The sequence below is a fragment of the Microbacterium sp. BDGP8 genome (assembly GCF_029991045.1).
GTDB classification, from domain to species: Bacteria; Actinomycetota; Actinomycetes; order Actinomycetales; family Microbacteriaceae; genus Microbacterium; species Microbacterium plantarum.
The window spans coordinates 60091-78776 of the sequence record NZ_CP120712.1 but is presented as its reverse complement, the minus strand read 5'-3'; the positions used below and the strand labels follow the sequence as shown (position 1 = coordinate 78776).

General features: G+C 65.7%; 21 protein-coding genes and 2 pseudogenes. 9 read left to right on the top strand and 14 right to left on the bottom strand.

What is annotated here, in order from left to right:
- Window positions 1–281: 281 nt before the first annotated feature.
- Window positions 282–599 (bottom strand): annotated as a pseudogene (locus P6897_RS00400) (peroxidase); the annotation flags it as partial.
- Between the two features lie 104 nt (window positions 600–703).
- Here P6897_RS00400 and P6897_RS00395 point away from each other — a divergent pair.
- The 3 genes and pseudogenes from P6897_RS00395 to P6897_RS00385 all read left to right on the top strand — a co-directional run.
- The gene (locus P6897_RS00395) at window positions 704–1030 is read left to right on the top strand and encodes a metalloregulator ArsR/SmtB family transcription factor (protein WP_210007729.1); all 327 of its coding nucleotides are present in this window, start codon (window positions 704–706) and stop codon (window positions 1028–1030) included.
- Window positions 1027–1632 (top strand): cadmium resistance transporter, encoded by a 606-nt coding sequence (locus P6897_RS00390; protein ID WP_114587653.1) that lies wholly within the window; start codon window positions 1027–1029, stop codon window positions 1630–1632. Before P6897_RS00395 ends, P6897_RS00390 begins: the two co-directional genes overlap by 4 nt.
- A 17-nt stretch (window positions 1633–1649) precedes the next feature.
- A pseudogene (locus P6897_RS00385) lies at window positions 1650–1775 on the top strand (disulfide bond formation protein DsbA); the annotation flags it as partial.
- A gap of 78 nt (window positions 1776–1853) precedes the next feature.
- On the opposite strand, the gene P6897_RS00380 reads toward P6897_RS00385, so the two are convergent.
- The 11 genes from P6897_RS00380 to P6897_RS00330 all read right to left on the bottom strand — a co-directional run bounded on the left by P6897_RS00380 (window position 1854) and on the right by P6897_RS00330 (window position 11913).
- A complete protein-coding gene (locus P6897_RS00380) occupies window positions 1854–2843 on the bottom strand; it encodes a bile acid:sodium symporter (RefSeq protein ID WP_269268769.1) in 990 nt (329 codons plus the stop codon).
- Window positions 2840–3283 carry a MerR family transcriptional regulator gene (locus P6897_RS00375; protein ID WP_210006398.1) on the bottom strand — a complete coding sequence of 148 codons (444 nt, stop codon included), beginning with the start codon at window positions 3281–3283 and terminating at the stop codon, window positions 2840–2842. Before P6897_RS00375 ends, P6897_RS00380 begins: the two co-directional genes overlap by 4 nt.
- Before the next feature lie 226 nt (window positions 3284–3509).
- Window positions 3510–4130, bottom strand: a complete 621-nt coding sequence (locus P6897_RS00370; RefSeq protein WP_269268768.1) for a DUF305 domain-containing protein — start codon at window positions 4128–4130, stop codon at window positions 3510–3512.
- A gap of 126 nt (window positions 4131–4256) precedes the next feature.
- The gene (locus tag P6897_RS00365) at window positions 4257–4661 is read right to left on the bottom strand and encodes a four-helix bundle copper-binding protein (protein WP_269268767.1); all 405 of its coding nucleotides are present in this window, start codon (window positions 4659–4661) and stop codon (window positions 4257–4259) included.
- Window positions 4662–4759: 98 nt separating this feature from the next.
- Complete coding sequence (locus P6897_RS00360) at window positions 4760–5596, bottom strand: F510_1955 family glycosylhydrolase (RefSeq protein ID WP_269268766.1); 837 nt, start codon at window positions 5594–5596, stop codon at window positions 4760–4762.
- A gap of 62 nt (window positions 5597–5658) precedes the next feature.
- Window positions 5659–6273 (bottom strand): DUF305 domain-containing protein, encoded by a 615-nt coding sequence (locus P6897_RS00355; RefSeq protein ID WP_269268765.1) that lies wholly within the window; start codon window positions 6271–6273, stop codon window positions 5659–5661.
- A 94-nt stretch (window positions 6274–6367) separates the two neighbouring features.
- Window positions 6368–6799, bottom strand: coding sequence for a DUF6153 family protein (locus P6897_RS00350; RefSeq protein ID WP_269268764.1), 432 nt, complete (start codon window positions 6797–6799; stop codon window positions 6368–6370).
- Between the two features lie 33 nt (window positions 6800–6832).
- On the bottom strand, window positions 6833–8974 hold the full coding sequence (locus P6897_RS00345; protein ID WP_269268763.1) for a heavy metal translocating P-type ATPase: 2142 nt from the start codon (window positions 8972–8974) through the stop codon (window positions 6833–6835).
- 41 nt (window positions 8975–9015) lie between these two features.
- Window positions 9016–11280: a heavy metal translocating P-type ATPase gene (locus P6897_RS00340; RefSeq protein WP_269268762.1), complete on the bottom strand. Its 2265-nt coding sequence runs from the start codon at window positions 11278–11280 to the stop codon at window positions 9016–9018.
- Window positions 11277–11600, bottom strand: coding sequence for a cation transporter (locus tag P6897_RS00335; RefSeq protein WP_269268761.1), 324 nt, complete (start codon window positions 11598–11600; stop codon window positions 11277–11279). Before P6897_RS00335 ends, P6897_RS00340 begins: the two co-directional genes overlap by 4 nt.
- A 31-nt stretch (window positions 11601–11631) precedes the next feature.
- Window positions 11632–11913 (bottom strand): metal-sensitive transcriptional regulator, encoded by a 282-nt coding sequence (locus P6897_RS00330; RefSeq protein WP_071044151.1) that lies wholly within the window; start codon window positions 11911–11913, stop codon window positions 11632–11634.
- Window positions 11914–12446: 533 nt separating this feature from the next.
- On the opposite strand from P6897_RS00330, the gene P6897_RS00325 reads away from it, so the two are divergent.
- A complete protein-coding gene (locus P6897_RS00325) occupies window positions 12447–12902 on the top strand; it encodes a MarR family transcriptional regulator (RefSeq protein ID WP_269268795.1) in 456 nt (151 codons plus the stop codon).
- Between the two features lie 54 nt (window positions 12903–12956).
- On the opposite strand, the gene P6897_RS00320 is transcribed toward P6897_RS00325, so the two are convergent.
- Window positions 12957–13661 (bottom strand): TetR/AcrR family transcriptional regulator C-terminal domain-containing protein, encoded by a 705-nt coding sequence (locus tag P6897_RS00320; RefSeq protein ID WP_269268760.1) that lies wholly within the window; start codon window positions 13659–13661, stop codon window positions 12957–12959.
- A 197-nt stretch (window positions 13662–13858) separates the two neighbouring features.
- Between P6897_RS00320 and P6897_RS00315 the strand changes: the two genes are divergently transcribed.
- From P6897_RS00315 to P6897_RS00300, 4 genes are all read left to right on the top strand, one after another.
- Window positions 13859–14251: a hypothetical protein gene (locus P6897_RS00315; RefSeq protein ID WP_269268759.1), complete on the top strand. Its 393-nt coding sequence runs from the start codon at window positions 13859–13861 to the stop codon at window positions 14249–14251.
- Window positions 14252–14652: 401 nt separating this feature from the next.
- Window positions 14653–14997 (top strand): metalloregulator ArsR/SmtB family transcription factor, encoded by a 345-nt coding sequence (locus P6897_RS00310; protein ID WP_282501776.1) that lies wholly within the window; start codon window positions 14653–14655, stop codon window positions 14995–14997.
- Window positions 14994–16241 (top strand): MFS transporter, encoded by a 1248-nt coding sequence (locus P6897_RS00305; RefSeq protein ID WP_282501775.1) that lies wholly within the window; start codon window positions 14994–14996, stop codon window positions 16239–16241. The genes P6897_RS00310 and P6897_RS00305 overlap by 4 nt, the downstream gene beginning before the upstream one ends.
- 129 nt (window positions 16242–16370) lie before the next feature.
- Window positions 16371–17114 carry an alpha/beta hydrolase gene (locus P6897_RS00300; RefSeq protein WP_323986949.1) on the top strand — a complete coding sequence of 248 codons (744 nt, stop codon included), beginning with the start codon at window positions 16371–16373 and terminating at the stop codon, window positions 17112–17114.
- 89 nt (window positions 17115–17203) lie between these two features.
- Here P6897_RS00300 and P6897_RS00295 read toward each other — a convergent pair whose 3' ends face one another.
- Window positions 17204–17554, bottom strand: a complete 351-nt coding sequence (locus P6897_RS00295) for a hypothetical protein (RefSeq protein ID WP_282501774.1) — start codon at window positions 17552–17554, stop codon at window positions 17204–17206.
- Between the two features lie 166 nt (window positions 17555–17720).
- On the opposite strand from P6897_RS00295, the gene P6897_RS00290 reads away from it, so the two are divergent.
- Window positions 17721–18659 (top strand): hypothetical protein, encoded by a 939-nt coding sequence (locus P6897_RS00290; protein ID WP_282501773.1) that lies wholly within the window; start codon window positions 17721–17723, stop codon window positions 18657–18659.
- The last annotated feature ends 27 nt before the right edge of the window (window positions 18660–18686 follow it).

The window sequence follows — 18686 nt, the reverse complement described above, 5'->3', positions numbered from 1 at the left end:
TCGGGCCGTGGGCTGGCTCGTGAGTGAACACCCGATGAAACATCGAGCTCAGCAGACTCGATCGTGGCGAAGAGTCGGACGCAGCATCTGGGTGAGACCCACAGAAGACGGAGTGTGAGTGGCCCGGGTGGGCGGCACTTCCGTGCGCGCTCACCCGGGCCGGTCACCTTCGGCGCACCACCACCTCTGGCGACCGTGGGACGTCGGGAGGGAAAGGTGACGCCCCACCTGCCTGCACCTCAGAAGCGATGCGGCAGCTTTTCGTCCCGGCGTTTGCCGGTTCAGTTCAAAAGTGTGTCCCCGATGTATCCGCCTTCGGCGCAGCCAGGTGGGATGGCGAAGACCGCAGAACCGATCGGGACGGTCCACTCGTTGAGGAGGTCGAGTTCGTCGAGGCGTTTCTGCAGCGGAGTGAACTGGGTGTCGACGTCGGCTTGGAAGGACACGAAAATCAGGCCCGAGTCGGACACGGACCCGTTTCCAGGTGGGATGTCGTAGTTGTATGCGCGGCGGAAGATCCGTTGACGGCCATCTTCGAACCGGGCTCGGCGCATGTGGGAGAACTCCGGGATCACCGGGAACCCAGGTATCGACTCACGTTTCTGGTAGCGCTTCCGAACGACCGGCGCACGGTATGCCAAGAACGATCGTTTCCGGACGCTTAGATCTCATCAACGAACTCCGATATGATCGGTGAGTGACGATGACCACTGAGATGACCGCCGCTGTATCGCTGTTCCACTCGCTTGCCGATCGCAGTCGCTTGTCGATACTGCGGCGACTGTCGATGGGCGAGGCTCGGGTGAGGGACCTCACCGACGAGCTCGGGTTGGCGCAGTCAACCGTGTCGGAGCACGTGGGATGCCTCCGCGAATGCGGACTTGTCGTCGCCCGCAGTGAAGGTCGACAGAACTTTTACTCCGTTTCCACTCCGGAAGTCATCGACATCCTGGAAGCCGCCGAGCGACTCCTCGCCACGACCGGCTACAAGGTCGATCTGTGCCAGACCTACGGGCGTGATGCCCGATGATCGGAACCATCGCGGCCGCCATCGGACTGTTCGCGGCCACGAACATCGACGACATCGTTGTCCTCACGGTGCTGTTTCTCGCGTCGACGCGCGGCTCCCTTCCAGGATGGAAAGTCGTTGCAGGGCAATACCTCGGCTTCATCGCTCTCGTAGCGATCAGCGTCATCGCCGCCGCCGGCCTCACCATCGTCCCGGACGAATGGGTCGGGTTCTTGGGCCTGATCCCACTCGCAATTGGTGTCTATGGCCTGATCCGAACCCTCCGGCGCCGGGGCGACGATGACGACGACAGCGCGATCAGCGCAGGAGGACTGTTCGGAGTCGCCGGCATCACGATCGCCAACGGCGCCGACAACATCTCCCTCTACACGCCGGTCTTCCGCACCAACCCCGTTCCGGACACCATCGTCACCATCATCGTCTTCTTGGTGCTCGTCGCCGTGTGGTGCCTCGTCGCGCGCTTCGTCGGCACCAACAAGACCGTCACAGAGGCATTGGAGAAGATCGAGCATTGGCTCGTGCCCGCCGTTTTCATCGGGCTCGGCCTGTACATCCTGATCGAGTCGGGCGTAGTCCTCCGTCTCATCGACGTTCTGTCATGACCAAGGTCGCCAGACTGGCCGTCGCCGCCGAAGCGGCCGCGCAGCAGGGCCAGTTCGAAGACATGTACCACCGGCTGTTCGAGACACAGGAACAGTGGGGCGAAGCACAAGAGTCACACGCGGCACTGTTCCGCGACTTCGCCGCCGACCCGACAACTGAGGAGCGCGTGCGATTCGAGGCCGCTCTCCAAGACTGATCGAGCCGTCCGGGCCGGTACTGGTCAGTCGGTCGTCACTGTAGGAGCGCTCTGCCGAGCAATGCGGGGCACCAAGCGTACGAGCACGACCATCGCGACGAGTTCCACCAACGTCTGAGTGACGACGGCAAGCGGCGCGATGCTCAACGAGGCAGGCAGGGCTAGCGCGAGTGGCAGCACGACAAGGGAGTTCCGGGTGGCCGCCGAGAACATCACGGCACGAGTGGGGGGAACGTCGAGCTGCGCGAATCGAGCAGTGAGGAGGCCTGCCGCGACAGCGACTACGACGAATGCTATGTAGAGCGGCACCACTCGCAGCAGCGTCAGCGCCTGGGAGCCGACCGCGGCGATCTGCGATCCGACGACCACCGCCAGCGTCACCATCATCAGCGGGACCATCGCACCCGCCATCACCTGTTCTAACGCGCGACCGATGCGGTGTCGTCGCGCGACCGCCTGCACGATCGCTGCGGCCGCAAGGGGGAGGACGATCAGCAGCAGGAATGCCTCGACGAACGGCCCCACGTCGATCACGGCGAGCACATCGCCCCCGGCGAACAAGAACAAGAACACCGGCAGCAGAACGATCTGGACGAGCATCAGCAGTGGCGCGGCGGCCAGCAGACGCGCGCGAGCTCCGCCGGCCAAACCGGTGAACACGATCACGTAGTCGATGCACGGCGTCAGCAGAACGAACAACACCCCCAGCAGCAGCCCCCGGTCATCCGCTACGAATCGAGATAGCCCCCACGCGAGCACAGGCACGACGACGAAGTTGGCGGCCAAGACCGTCCCGAGAAAGCGGATATCTCGAAGCGCCCGCCCGATCTCGATGAGGGGGACACCGAGGAACGTCGCGAACAATAGCAACATCAGCACCGGCTCGATGGAATGCTCCAAAGCGGGCGCGACCTGTGGCGCTGCCAGTCCGAGGGTCGCACCGACCCCGATCGCAACGACGTAGAGCGCGATCTGCCGGCGATCCCACCACTCGACGAGTGGGCCGAGCCTCACCGGTCCCCTCCGCCTGTCAGCGGGTCCGTGACACATGAGGCGCCCGGTCGCGCGAGCACACATTCTGTCCGGCAGCGATCGCCGCTGTCGGGACAAGTCGTTACCCGGTCCGTCGCCTCCACCAGCCGCTCTCGAAGCTTCATCAGAACCGCCAGCCGCTCGTCGACGTCACGCAGACGCTCATCCAGCTTCGGCCGCAAGGTCTCGCGAACCTGAGTGCAACTCTCCGCCTCCACCACGTCGAGCAACTCGACGATCTCGGGCAGTGACAGGTCGAGCTGTTTCGCCCCATGCAAGAAAGTCAGCCGGTCGACGGCGCTCTCGTCGTAGTCGCGGTATCCGTTCGCCGCGCGCGCGGCCACGATGAGCCCCACCGACTCGTAGAACCGAAGGGCGGTCGCCGGCACGCCGGAGCGACGGGACAGCTCAGAGATACGCACGCGCCCGACACTAAACCTTCGAGCCGGGTCGAAGGTCAAAGCCAGGACCGAAACTGTGCCCCGAAACCGACCTCCCGAAAGAGGGTTACGAGACGGCCCTATTTTTCGGGAGGTCGATTCCAGGAACACCGACCCCGTGCCGCAAACGATCGTTTTCGGCGGAGCCAACGTGATGACGCTCGCTCCTAGGTCATGACCGCACTCGGGTCATGCAGATCTGGACGAGCTACTCCTTGGGGCACTCTCGCAGAGCTGTCTCATCGAACGTTGGGGCAGGACGTGCCTGCGCCTCTTCTGGCGTTCCAGCGATGCCGTTGCTCGCAATGTCGTTGATGAGCCAGTTCATCTCGAGGATCTCGTTGCGCTGCGCCGCACTGATTTCGGCGGCAAGTTCGCAGACACGGACATCCTGGATCTGCGCACGCTCCGAGCGGGTGATGGCGAGGGAGTGATGGGGGATCATCGCGTTCATCCACGCGGTGTCGTTCACGGTGATCTGACTGCGGTCAAGGGCGACTCCGCCGGCGAGCAGCAGGACGCTGGCTGTAGCGACGGCAATGTTCGCTTTGACGCTCTTGTACATGTTGAGCATCCACGCCAGCATGACCAACCCCATCGCGCCGCCCATGGTCAGGGCCATGAAGACGCGGCTTTCGCTGAAGCGGACGTGGCTCCACTCCCACGAGCCGACGAACATCACCCAGTACATGACAACCATTCCGGTGAGGATCATCGCCCCGAATCGCAGATACATCTTCCAGGGCGTGGAGTGACCTTGTTGGCTGTGATCGCCGGTCGCTGCGCTTCGGTCGTTCTGCTGGGGGTCGTGGTGGTCGTTCGAGCTCATGACGTCTCCTGTTCGAATGGGAGCGGATGCGGTGAGAGCGACAGGGGGGCGATTGCGACATCTAGCATCCCGTCAGCGACCGCCAATGGCAGGTCGTGTTCACTGGGCGACGCGAACCTGGTCGACTTAGAGAGCGGCGAGAAGGTCGGTGCATGCCTGCTCGCAGCGGCGGCAGGATTCGGCGCACACGCGGCAGTGCTCGTGCATGTCTGCGTGCTGTTCGCACTCGGCGGCACAGGACGCGCAGGCGGTGCGGCAGGCTTCGAGCAAGGCGCGAACTGTCGCGACATCCGGCGTAGTTTGGCGGGAAAGCACTGCACCGGTGACGGCGCAGATATCTGCGCAGTCGGAGTTCTTCCGAATGCAGGTAACGAGCTCCGCGACCATGTCTTCTCCGAGGCATGCATCTGCGCAGGTGGTACATGCCTGGGTGCATTCGACGCACGCCTCGATACAGCGCAGAAGGGCGTCCTGTGCTGCGGCGAAACCGACTTTCGGGTGGGTGGCGAGCATTTGATCTGCAACTGTCATGGCGGCTTTCCTTTCTTCGGGGCCTTCCCCCGGTGCGGTCACGCTAGAGCGAGGTCGAGGATCGGCGGAGGGGCTTGTGGTCTTTCGATGAGTGGTGGCTAGGTGGAGGGCAGCAGGCTGAGTCCGCTGTCGTCGACGATGAGGATGTCGCCAGCGTCGGTAATGGCGATTGCCTGCGCGGAGCCGTGCGCCGTGCCGATGTTTCGCCACGATGGATCGCGTGTCGTGCTCCTCCACAAGCTGCCTTTGCTTCCCACGCCGATCAGTTGCTCGCCGTCCGGGGACACAGCGATGAGGGACATTATCGGGCTGTCTGGCAGCGGTCCGAACGTCGCCCCTTGGTCGGTACTGACCTGAGGCCCGTCGGGCGTCGTGGCGATGATGCGTCCGGTGGCGTCGACGACGAGTGCGAAGGACAGCAGGGTTGCGCCCGTGGGAGACCACGTGGCGCCGCGGTCCGTGCTTGCCAGCATCTGGGCGCTACCGGTTTCTTGTCCGTACAGGGTGCCGTCCGGTCCGGCGGTGAGGACGTGGAAGTCTTTCTCGCCCTTGAAGGCCACCGGCTCCCATGTCGTGCCGCCGTCGCGACTACGGATGATGCCGAGGTTTCCCTCCCCGAGCTCCGCCGGAGTACCCCGGCCGGGGTGCCCGGAGGCGACGAGGGTGTCATCGACGGCTGTGAGGCCCATCGCGTCGAAGCCGTAGCTGCCGACGCGGGAGCCGAGTTGCCCGTCAGCGGTGGCGGCGTAGAGGCCCTCGTGGGTGCCGAGAAGGAAGCCGTCATCGTCTGGCGCGGGCACGATCGCGTGAACGTGAGACAGCGCCGTGTCGGTGTGGTCGCTGCCGGTCGATGGCGGTTCGGCTGCGGCGCAGCCGGTGAGCAGCAAGCTGGTGAGCGCGACGAAGCTCGCCGTCGCGCGCAGGTGAATGCGCATTCGCACCCTTTCGATTCCAGGGTGAGGACGCCCTACCGGGGCGTCCTCACCGGTGGGGTGCGTTAGAGCTGCGCGAGCAGTTCCTGCATCTCGGTAATCTCGGCGGTCTGGGTGTCGACGATGGTCTGCGCCATCTCGACCGCGTCAGGGTTCTGGCCGTTGTCGACTTCGTCTTGGGCCATCTCGATCGCGCCTTCGTGGTGCATCGTCATCTGCTCGAGGAACAGCCGGGACGCCTCGGCGCCGGTGGCGGCTTCTAGCGCGGCCATGTCGTCCTCGCTCATCATGCCGCCGCCGTGGTCCATGCCCTCCATGCTGTCCATATCGGGCATGTCGGCGCCCCACTCGTCCAACCAGGACTGCAGCTGGTCGATCTCGGGCTGCTGGGCGGCCTTGATGTCGGAGGCCAGGGTGAGCACGCCCGGGTCGATGCCTTCCTTGTTCAGGATCATGTCGGCCATCTCGACGGCCTGCTGATGGTGGGGGATCATCATCTGCGCGAACATCACATCCGCGTCGTTGAAGTCCGCGGTCACCGTGGACGATGAGGACGGGGACGAGCTGCTGCGGTGGTCCATGCCGGGCATGGATTGCGAGCCGGAGCCGTCGGCGCAGCCAGCAAGGGCGAGGGCGGCGGCGAGGGTGAGCGCAGCGGCCGCTGCGGTACGAATTTTCATCAGAGTTCTCCAAATACAGGGGTACGTGAACGAGCACCGGTCAGATCGACAGGTGGGTGAGGTCCGGCCGGCAGGGTGCGCCGGCTCGGCCGTATCACGTACGGCTGATGCAGAGAACGGTGAGAGAGGGCGGCCGCAGTCTCGGCCCATCGGGAAGCGCGGCGCTGAGTGGCTGCGGGCGCGGCAGGAGCGACAACGACACTTTGCTCGGGCGGAGTCGGCCCAGCAGCAGCACGGTGGCTAGGAGAGCCAGCACACACGCCATCGCGAGCATGTCTGAGTGGCCGGAACCGCAGTCCGCGCACGGCTCGCCCGTCGCGGTGCTGCCGGAGTGGTGGTCCTCAGGGGTGGCACTGGCGGTGGCGACGGTGGTTTGGTGGCCGGTGTCGGCGGCGGTGTGGGTGTTGAGGGAGTGCATGGCCAACAGGCCGACGATGACCGCGGCGGTCACTGCGATGAGCAGCAGAAGGGTGCGCGCCATCGACCGTCCGGCGTGGAGCCGTTCCGTCAGTGCGATCAGCGACATGTCACTCCCTCCTTCCACGGTACGACACTCCTGTCAGCGGTCGGTAACCGCGTCCGGGCTGAGGTTGAGGCGCCGCAGCAGTTGAGCGTTGAGGGCCACGACGATGGTGGACAGCGACATCAGGATCGCGCCGACAGACATGGGCAGGACGAACCCGATGGGAGCGAGTACCCCGGCGGCCAGGGGGACGGAGATGAGGTTGTACCCGGCGGCCCACCACAGGTTCTGCTTCATCTTGCGGTAGCTGGCTCGGGACAGTTCGATCACTGACAGCACGGAGCGGGGGTCGTCGCTGGCGAGGATGACACCGGCGGACGCGATCGCCACATCGGTGCCGGCGCCGATAGCGATGCCGACGTCGGCTTGCGCGAGGGCCGGTGCGTCGTTGACCCCGTCACCGACCATGGCGACCTTGCGGCCTTCGCTTTGAAGCTCCTTCACCTTGGACGCCTTGTCTTCGGGGCGGACCCCGGCGAAGAACCGGTCGATACCGAGGTCGGCGGCGACCGATGCGGCGACGGCTTCGGCGTCTCCGGTGATCATGACCACCTGCACACCCCGCTGATGCAGGGCGTCGACGGCAGCGCGGGATTCGGGACGGATCTCGTCTGCCAGGCGCAATGCCCCTGCGACCTGCCCGTCGACGAGCACGTGCAGGATGATCGCGCCCTCCTTGCGCCACTCGTCCGCGACCGGCAGTTCGGCTGCGTCTTCCTGGTCGAGCATGTGGGGGCCGCCGACCTGGATGGTGCGGCCGGTCACCCGCGCACGGACACCGACGGCCGGTGAGGACTCGAAGTCGCTGGCGGTGGGGACGGTGAGCTGCTTCTCCTGCGCGGCGTTCACAATCGCCCGAGCCAGGGGGTGTTCCGAGTCCGCTTCGGCGGCCGCGGCCCACGCCAGAAGCTCGTCTCCGTCGATGCCGGCGGCCGGGGCGACCGAGGTGACGGCGGGGGTGCCCTTGGTGAGGGTGCCGGTCTTGTCGAACAGGACCGTGTCGACGGTGCGCATGCTCTCCAGCGCGAGGCGGTCCTTGATCAGCACGCCGCCGCGGGCGGCGCGCTCAGTGGCGATGGACACCACCAGCGGGATGGCCAGACCCAAGGCGTGCGGGCAGGCGATGACGAGCACGGTGATGGTGCGGATGACCGCTTGATCGGGGAACCCGACCAGGGTCCAGACTGTCGCGGTGACAGCGGCCGCCCCGAGAGCGAACCAGAACAACCACCCCGCGGCACGGTCCGCGAGGCGTTGCGCGCGGGATGAGGAGTTCTGCGCTTCGGTGACGAGCTTCTGGATGCCGGCGAGAGCGGTGTCCTGTCCGACCGCGCTAATTTCCACCCTGACCCCGGAGTCGGTGGCGACGGTGCCGGCGATGACCTGGTCTCCGTCGCTGCGGCGAACCGGGCGGGATTCGCCGGTGATCATGGACTCGTCCATGCTGGCCGAGCCCTGCACGATCCGGCCATCCGCGGGTACCCGTCCACCGGGACGGACAACGACGACGTCACCAACTTGCAGCTCGGCGGGGGCGACGGTGACAGTGCTGTCGCCCTCGACCTTTTCGGCCTCGTCGGGTAGGAGCGCAGCGAGGGAGTCCAGGGCGGAGGTGGTCTGGGCGAGGGATCGCATCTCGATCCAGTGCCCGAGGAGCATGATGACGATCAGCAGCGCCAGCTCCCACCAGAAGTCCAGCTCGTGGTGCAGCAGCCCGATGCTTGCACCCCACGAGGCGAGGAACGCGACGGTGATCGCAAGGGCGATGAGGAGCATCATGCCGGGTTTGCGGGCGCGGAGCTCGCTGACGGCGCCGGTGAGGAACGGGGCGCCGCCCCACACGTACATGACGGTGCCGAGGATCGGGGACACCCATCCCACCCACGCCGCGTCCGGCAGCGGGTATCCGATCAGCATCGAGAACATCATGGAGAACCCCACGACCGGCACCGCGAGGATCAGCATGATCCAGAACAGCCGTCGGAACCGGGCAACGTGGTCTCCGTGTCCGGCGTGCCCGCCGTGGTCGGCATGACCGTGCCCGGAATGACCCGCAGCGGGCGCCCGGTCGTCCTCGCTGCGCGGGTGACTCATCGCTGCGTGATCGTGTTGGGTGGCAGTCGCCGGGGCGTGGTGGTCTGGGTGATCGGAGTGGTTGTGGTGGTCGTGCTGGCTCATTGAAGCCTCCTTCGCTGGGTGCGCCGGTGCGGCGGCACGGGTCAGGCCGGTTGGGGCACGGGAACGGGGGTCGACGGGGCGGGTGCCGGGTCGGGTCGGAACCGGCGCAGCCGGAGGCTGTTGGTCACGACGAACACCGACGACAACGCCATCGCCGCTGCGGCGACGAGAGGATTGAGCAGGCCGGCCATCGCGATCGGAATGGCGGCGACGTTGTACGCGAACGCCCAGAACAGGTTGCCCTTGATGGTGCCGAGGGTGCGGCGGGAGAGGCGGATCGCGTCAGCGACGACGGTGAGGTCGCCGGAGACGATGGTGATGTCGCTGGCGGCAATCGCGGCGTCCGTGCCTCCACCCATGGCCAGGCCGAGGTCGGCGGCGGCGAGGGCGGCGGCGTCGTTGACGCCGTCACCGACCATCGCGACCACGTGCCCGTCGTCCTGAAGCTGGCGGATCACATCAAGCTTTCCAGCAGGAGTGACTTCGGCGTGCACGTCGGGGATGCCGACCTCCGCGGCGATTCGTGCGGCGGTGGTGGTGTTGTCGCCGGTGAGCAGCACCGGGTGCAAGCCGAGCGCCTGGAAGCGGGCAATCGCGGCGGCGCTGGTCGGTTTCACGGTGTCGGCCACCCCGATCGCGCCGAGGTACTCCCCGTCGCGACCGACCGCGATCGCGGTACCGGTTCGCGCGAGAACATTCAGCTCGGCGGCGGCTTCGGCCGGCGGGTGGATGCCCCATTGCTCGGCCAGCCAGGACGCCCGGCCCGCAACGACCGCAGACCCCTCCACGATCCCCTGGACGCCGAACCCGGCGTGCGACGCGAAGCTGTCCGCGTAGGCGCCCGCCGGGGTGGCAGCGGCGACGGCACGGGCGACCGGGTGCTCAGACCCTGCCTCGACCGCCGCCGCAACGCGCAACAGCTCGTCCCGGGTGACACCTGCCACGGGGCGGACGCTTGTGACGGTCATCTGACCGGTGGTGACCGTGCCGGTCTTGTCGAGCACGATGGTGTCGACTGTGCGGGTCTGCTCCAGCACTTGCGGTCCGCGGATCAGGATGCCCAGCTGGGAGCCGCGGCCGGTCCCGACCAGCAGCGCGGTGGGGGTGGCGAGACCGAGGGCGCAGGGGCACGCGATGATCAGGGTGGCGACCGCCGCGGTGAAGGCCAGCTCGAGCGAGGCTCCAGCGATTGTCCAGCCGAGGAACGCGGCCACGGCTAGTCCGATGACGATGGGGACGAAGACGGCAGAGACGCGGTCAGCGATGCGCTGCACCTTGGCTTTGCCGGTCTGGGCTTCCTCCATCAGCCGGCGCATGCGGGCAAGCTCGGTGTCCGCCCCGATCCGGGTGATTTCGACGATGAGGCGACCACCGACGTTCACCGTGGCGCCGACCACGCGGGACCCGGCGGTCACTTCGACGGGCACCGATTCTCCGGTGAGCATGCTGGCGTCGATTGCGGAGGAACCATCGATCACCAGCCCGTCAGAGGGAACCTTCTCCCCCGGCCGGACAAGCACGGTGTCTCCGACAGCGAGCTGCGCGACCGGCACCGTCCGTTCGACACCGTCGACGAGCTTTGTGGCGTGCTTCGCGCCCATCTCCAGCAGTGCCCGCAGCGCCTCCGACGATGACTTCTTCGCGTGTGCTTCGGCATAGCGGCCCGCGAGGATGAAGACGGTGACCAGCGCCGCGACTTCCAGGTAGATCTCATGTCCGCCGGCCTGCGGGGTGCCGATCAGGGTGAAAGTCATCGTCATCCCGGGCATGCCTGCCTCGCCAAAGAACAGTGCGTAGAGGGACCATCCGAACGCGGCGATCACGCCGACGCTGATGAGAGTGTCCATGGTGGCCGCGCCGTGACGGGCGTTGACCGCCGCGGCCCGGTGAAAGGGCCACGCCCCCCATACCGCGACCGGGGCGGTGAGGGTGAGCGCCAGCCACTGCCAGTACTCGAACTGCAACGCCGGGACCATCGACAGCACCGCCACCGGCAACGACAGTGCAGTGCTAATCAGCAGCCGGCGCCGCAGCGCCCCTACCTCGTCGGCCTCCGAGCTGCGCGCCTCCTCGGCGTGGTCATCGGTTGCCGGCGGTGCGGGGAGGGCTGCTTGGTAACCGGCGGATTCGACCGTGGCGATGAGGGTGGCGGGGTCGACATCGTGCCCGCGAACACGTGCTTTCTCGGTGGCGTAGTTCACCGTCGCTTCCACACCGGGAAGCTTGTTCAGCTTGCGTTCGATCCGGGTCGCACAGGAAGCGCACGTCATCCCGGAGATATCGAGCTCGACGTCGACCGTGCTCATGCGGGGCTACCTGCCAGGGTGTAGCCGGCCTCCTCGACCGCGGCCTTCACCGCGTCAGAGTCGATCGGCGCGGCGCTGTGAATGGTGACGCGGGACGTACCGCCGGCATTCAGGTCAACTGTGACGTTCTCCACACCGTCGATCGCGGTCAGCTCCTCAGTGACGCTCGACACACAGTGCGAGCACGTCATCCCGTCTACCAGGACGTCTTCCGTGACGGCAGCGGCGGTCGATGCGGGAGCGTCCGTCGTTGCGGATGTGGCGCAGCAGGCGCAGCCGGCGTTGGTGTCTGTCAGACCGAGGTCGATGCGGTCAGTCATGATGTGCTCCTCCAAGGGATTCGGTGTGTGATCAAGAACGGACGAGACGGGCAATGGCGTCGTTGGCCTCACGGATCTTCTCCGCAGCCACCTGCCCGCCTTCGGCGCTCGCTTCAGCGACGCAATGGCTTAGGTGGTCGCCCAGCAGGGACAGCGCCACCGTTTCCAGGGCCTTCGTCGCGGCAGACACCTGCGTGAGGATGTCGATGCAGTACTTGTCTTCATCGACCATCCGCGCGATCCCACGCACCTGACCCTCGACCCGACGCAGTCGCTTCTGCAGGTCGTCCTTGTTGCCCTCGTAACCGTTCACGGGTATACCGTACCCCCCTAGGGTATGGATCGCAATAGACCAGACGAAAAGGCGTCGCATCCCGGCGTACAGCGTTCTGTTAATTCAGCATTCTCTGTATCCTCGGTTGGGCCCGCAGCGCCGCGACGCAATCGGTCCACCGGGTGCGTGGACGATCGTCTGCGGGCAGGCCAGCGGAAGGTCCGAGTGGGTCAAGTCACCAGCTCGACCCACTCAGGATGGTAGATCACCCGGCACCACCCGGGTGATCTACCGCGGGGTGCCGGAGGGAAGTGGCACCCCGCCCCCCCGTCACCCTAGTCCTACGAGGACGAAGCAAGGAACACCCCGCAGCGTCGAGTAAGCCACGCTCACGAGAGGCAACGCGCCGCGCTGCGACGAGATTCGGCTCAATGATCGGCCGGCATGGTGGCACGACGAGGTCCTTTTCGACCACAGCTGCGTCTATCAGGGCACACCACGTTAGGGAAGGGACTCCGTCGAGGAGCGCGGGGACAGGGACGATGGACGTGAGCAGTTGGTATTGAGGTGTGATGATGGTCGACGCGGGTCATGAGGAGCTAGCAGAACGGGTTTCCAGGTCCCTGCAGGCGTTGACGATTGCCGAGGACGCGGCTCGCGCCGGGGCGTGCGAAACATTGAAGGTCGGTGTGAGGGACTTCGCGGCGCTGCGACTCTTGTTTCGCGCCCATCGAGACGGTGCGGCAATGTTTCCCAAGGACATCTCCCAGCGACTTGCGATCTCATCCGCGAGCACGACCGCGCTGCTGGACAGGTTGGAGAAGGGCGGCCACCTTCACCGCGTCCCTCACCCGGCCGATCGCAGGCGAGTGTTCATCGAGCTCAGCGACAACACGGTCCGCTCGCTGTCTGCGACGGTGGATGAAGAGTCCTCCCGCGTCTCCCGCGCAATCGCCGACCTTCCCGCCACCACCGCAGAAGGCATCATCGAATTCCTCGACCGGCTACACGCGCCCTCGATCGGCTAAGCCGCGTCGAGCCCGTACTCGCGACCTACGGGGCAGCAGCCGATCAGCGGCTTTCTACTGAGAGAGCTCCCGATCTAGCCGGTCCAGCAGCAGCTCGAGTGCGACCTCGAACTCTTCCTTGCTGCGGTCCTCGCTCAGGAGGGGCCGCAGGCGCAGCACTTCGGGCGCACTATCGAGCGAGAGTTGCCCGTCCTTGTTCGGCACGTCAGCGTCGCCTTCATCCAAAGCGATGTCGGCGGGGCTGAACTGCGCACCGCGAACGGTTGTTTCCAACAGCAGCTGACCCAGCAAGAAGCTGCTAAATGCCCGGTACGCGCTCACGGCCTGGGCGTCAGTGAAGCCCTGAGCGATGAGGGTGCTGAGGAACGTGTCGACGACCTCCACGCTTCGCAGCGGCGGCCGCAGCCACGGTGCTGCGGGGTGCCGGGTGGCGATCAGCGGGAACGCGCGGGGATGTTCAACGGCGATCCCGCGCACCGCGTGGGCGACGTTCTGGAGAAACGCCTGCCAGTGCTCGCTGGCCTCTGTGCGCATCGTCTCGGTCAGACCGGTCATCAACGACGCGACGACGCCTTCGAGCAGGTCTTCTTTACCGTGCACATGCCGGTACAAGGCCATCGCCTCAACACCCAGCCGCTGGCCGAGCGCGCGCATCGATAGCGCCGACGGGCCGGCTTGGTCGACGATGACCAACGCGGCCTCGACGATCACGTCGCGGCCGAGCTTGGGTGGTGGTGAAAGGTCGGACTGCTTGCTCATAGGGAGCCTCCACTTCGATCCTCCCCCTTCTGAGCAGATTTGTGTGCACGAGAGACGAACCAGGTCTATGTTTACACCGTAAGCTAGTGCCCCACGTCGGCTCTCACGCCGGCACGGGACGGGTCCCGCCCATCGGCGCGGACCGGGATTGTTGCATCGCTCCAACCCCTTCGCCTGAGAGATTGAACCCGCCGCAGATGCCCTTTCACAGCAAGAAGACCCTGGAGCACTGGGTCGCAGAATTCGTTGACTCCCGAGGCGCAGGTGACCTCATCCGCGTCGCCGTCCAGGACGGATCCGGCGGAGACGACACCGGGCTGGTCATCGTGCCGCTCGAGAACGCACCGAACTCGGTGTGGATCGAACCCCGCGATACGGGAGACGAGCTCAACTGGCTCATCACCATCGAACCGACCGACGAGGCGCTGGAGCTCACCAGCTTCGAGCTGAACGCGCTCACCCACGAGCTGCAGGTCGCCGCCGAGCTATGCGCGTTCCTTCAAGAGAAGTCCCTCGGCCACTTCGAACCGGAAGCCCAAGCCGGCAACGAAAGCACGACCCCCGGACACAGCGCGGCAGACGAACGGTGAACAACTCGCAGCTGCCGCACGCAGCAACAACTGATCGGGCAACATTGATCGCTAGCGATCACGCGAGGACGCCTCACAGCAGTGATCTGGAGGAGCACATGCCGTTTCGGACCAAAGAAACACTGGAAGCGTGGCTGACCGAGTTCGCCGAGCTCGGCTACCTCCGACCCGGACCATGCGGATTCGGAGACGGCAGGTGACTCCGCCGCACTCCCCGCGTGGGCACTCGTGACACTGGGTGTCGGTGGCGCTGTCGTTGCCGCCGGTCTCGCTTTCCTGGCCGTCATCCTCGTCCGCCGTCGCCGCACCTAACCAACGACGCGGCGGCAGCAACAGGGCGGCCCGGGCAGCACCTCACGGTGCGTGACCGGGCCGCCCTTCACATATACTACTATCTGCGTATGCACGTAGATACGAATGGAGACGACCTCAATCCCGCCAGTGAGTATGTCGAGGTCGCCGTCGAAGTGTTCCGGCTCCTCGCTGACGCGACCCGTATCCGCATCGTGCTGGCGCTGCGCGACGGGGAGCTGTCGGTGAACCATCTCGCGGACATCGTCGACCGCAGCCCCGCAGCGGTTTCGCAGCACCTCGCAAAACTGCGGTGGGGGAAGCTCGTCCGGGTTCGCCAGGACGGGAACAAAGCGTTCTATCGCCTCACCGATGAGCACGCGATGCGGCTCGTCGTCGAGGCGATCCGGCAGGCGGAGCACGCCGTCGACGACGCCCCGGGACACCACGCATGATCCGCGTGCTTCGCAACCCCACCTATCGGGCGTTGTTCTCGGCCCAAGTGCTCGCCCTCCTCGGCACAGGTCTTCTCACCGTTGCTCTCGGGCTGCTCGCGTTCGACCTCGCGGGTGAGTCCGCCGGCGCCGTGCTCGGCACGGCGCTGACGATCAAGATGGTCGCCTACGTCGGCGTGGCACCGCTGGTCGCAGCCCTCGTTGACCGGCTTCCGAAAAAGGTTGTCCTGGTCGGTGCCGACGCGATCCGGTTCGCGATCGCGCTCTCTCTTCCGATGGTGACCGAGACGTGGCAGATCTACGTGCTCGTGTTCGTCCTGCAATCAGCATCCGCGACATTCACACCCGCGTTCCAGTCCCTCATCCCCAGCGTGCTCCCCGAGTCACGCGACTACACCCGCGCCCTTTCGCTGTCCCGCCTCGCGTATGACCTCGAAGCGCTGGTGAGCCCAATCATCGCCGCGGCGCTGCTCACCATCGTCTCCTACAACAACCTGTTCCTCGGGACCGCGCTCGGTTTCGCCTGCTCCGCAGTCCTGGTACTCATCGCGAAGCTCCCCGCTCGAGAACCCAACGCCTCGACCGACACGTTCTGGCAACGCCTCCCCACCGGCGTGCGCGTGTTCGCGCGGACCCCGACGCTGCGGTTCGTGCTGCTGACCAACGTCGTCGTCGCCGCGGGCACGGCGATCGTCCTCGTCAACTCCGTCGTCTACGCCCGCGGGGTCTTCGGGCTCGATGACACCGCGCTCACCCTCGCGCTCGCCTGCTACGGCATCGGCTCCCTGGCCGTCGCGCTCAACGTTCCCTGGCTCGTCGACCGGTTCGGAGTCATCCGCCCCATGCTCGCCGGTGGCACGCTCATCGCCATCGGGTTGCTCGCCGCTGTGGCACTCACCGCGCTCCTCACCGACACCGACGCCGGCTGGCCCGTGCTCCTGGGCACCTGGATGCTGCTCGGCATGGGCACCTCGCTTGTGAACACGCCGTCGTCCCGGCTGCTGGCCGAAGCCTCAACCCCGCAGAACCGAAACCTCGTCTACACGGCACAGTTCGCGCTCTCCCACGCCTGCTTCCTCATCACCTACCCGATCGCCGGGTGGCTCGGAGGCGCAAGCCTGCTGGCAGCAGCCGTAACCCTCGCCGCCCTCGCCATCGGAGCCCTCGCGGCCGCCACTTTCCAGGCACGGAAAGCACGCCCCGAACCCACGAGCCAAACGACCGCAAACGTCCGCCGAAACTAGGTATCGGGGACCGTTTCTGACCCCCAATATGGCGGGGTAGGTGCTGGCGCGTCAGAAACGATCGTTTACGGCAGGCAGGCGGCCGAAAGTCACAAATACGCTCGGAGGCTCTGACAGGGTGAGAGCATCATGTTTCTCTCCTCATCTGGCCCTGACACCGCGTCGCCTGTGCTTCTTCTCCACGGCGGTGGGGTTGCCGGCTGGATGTGGGACTCCTTGCGGGAGCGGCTTGCACCGAGCTACGCGGTCCTTGTTCCCGACCTACCGGGGCACGGACGGTCAGCCGCTGAACCTTACGTATCTCACGCGAACACCATTACCGCGATCGCAGAGCTGCTCGCGACTACTGTCCCCGGTCGCCCCACGACCGTCATCGGGTTCTCCCTCGGGGCTCAGCTCGCCATACAACTGGCCTCAGGGCACCCTGAACTCGTCAGTCAGGCGGTCATCGTCAGTGCTCAAGCAAAGCCCATGCCGTTCACCGACCTCACGCTTGCCGCGCTCGGCGTCAGCGCACCGCTTGCTCGCAAGCGATGGTTCGCTAAGTTGCAAGCTCGGGAACTCTTCATACCCCCTCATCTGATGGAGGAATACATCAGCACCAGCGCGGGAATCACGAAAGAGACACTCGTCGGCGCTGTCGGCGCCAACATGAGGTTTACGCTGCCCGACGCATGGTCGGCGTTCCGCGGGCAAACTCTCGTCATGGTGGGCGGGCGAGAACGACGCCTGATGCGCGACTCAGCCGACTCCATCCACGAAGCCCTTCCCAGCGGTGAACTTCTGGTCGTCGACGAATGCGGACACGGCGTCCCGTTACAACGCCCGGATTGGTTCAACGATCGCGTCGTCGATTGGCTCCCCGCGGACTGATCCTCGACCAGTGGTTCCGCCTGAAACGGTAGTTGGCAGTGTGGCGTGCTGTCCGTAGACGTGCAGAACACGGCCGCATGGCCGGCGCGTTAGGAGATCGGTCGGAGGATGTTGTGATCGACGGGGAACGGCGTCGAGTAGTACAGCTCGGTAGCCGAGGTGTTCCCCCAGTCGTCTTTCTGCAGTCGTATACCTCGCGGCGAGAGTTCCGCGATGCGCACCTTCAGCCATGACCCGTCGATCAACCGGAGCTCATGAGGGTCGGCCAAGTACGTCAGCCCCAACGCGTCGAGCGTCTCCTCTGCGGTCAACCAGTCCACCGCCTCAGTGCGATTACGACCAAGCAGATCGATGGCAACGAAATCTTCACCGGTCGGTTTCATCCATCCCAGGAGTTCGCCGTCATCGGAACGTCGATGCTCGATCCAGTCCGCGTCCATCCGAACAGCCTAAGAGACGGAAAACCCCTGCCGGAACCGAGTTGCGGCCCACGTTATCGGTGATCGGTGAGGACCGCACGGCGCTCACGCGCCGGAAACGATCGGTTTCGCACCGCTCGCAAGCCGGTGGGTCCGCGATGTCATAGGTTCCACCTACGATTCCGACATGACCGACTCGCTGCTGCGATCACTTCGGGACCGCGCCCTCGACGAGACCGAGCCTCTTGCCGGGCTGCTACGGAAGTGTCTGCTGCTCGGCGCCGAGACCGGATCGAGCGCGCTACGCGATTGGGCTCGTCTGGAGCTCAACGGCTACACGGACGAATCGACGATTCCCGATTATCGCAAGCTGCCGGGCGTCCCCATCACGGTCGACTCGATCAGCGGGAACACGTGGACAAAGGGACAGATCGTCACACGCTGGCAGCTGCCCAAAGCGGCCCAGGGCTACGTGCCCGAGTTGCTGTATCTGACCCAGCCGATCGAAGAGCTTGAACGTCAAGCACAGGAGAAGTCGCTGCGCTTCAAGCCGCCTGGGCTGGCGGCTGCGCAGAGCGTGTGGGACCGGGAACTGGGACCGTTTCAGTCCATTGTGAACATGTCCTACATCCTCTCGGGGACGTCTATCTCGGGTCTCCTCGGGCAAATCCGTACGAAGCTGATCGACGTGATCGCTGATCTGACCGTGACCACACCGCTGACGGAGCTGCCTCGACGCGAAGATGTCGACGCCGCCATGCAGCAACGCATCGGTCATCTCGGCGACGTCTACACGACCACGGTCGTGCATCCGTCCGGCCCGACTGCCATCGGTGCCGGAGCAACGGCTTCTACGGGTCTGCGCGTCAGCGATGTCCTCCCACTTCTCGACGCCGTGAGAGCGGCCGCCCAAGCCACCGATGCCGACACGACAGAGGTTGAAGCGGCTGTCACCGAGCTCAATGAGGTGGTCTCGAAGCCTGATCCCGAAACGGGCGAGGTCGTCAAGCGCGCAGGCAAACTCCGCGAGGTCGCGGACAAACTCGGCATCGCCGCTGTCTCGAGTGCGACGAGCGCGGCCGTATCAGCGCTCACCGATCTCGCGATGAAGGGCGCGTTTGGTTGACCGACCGCGGTGAGGTCCGCTTCTGCG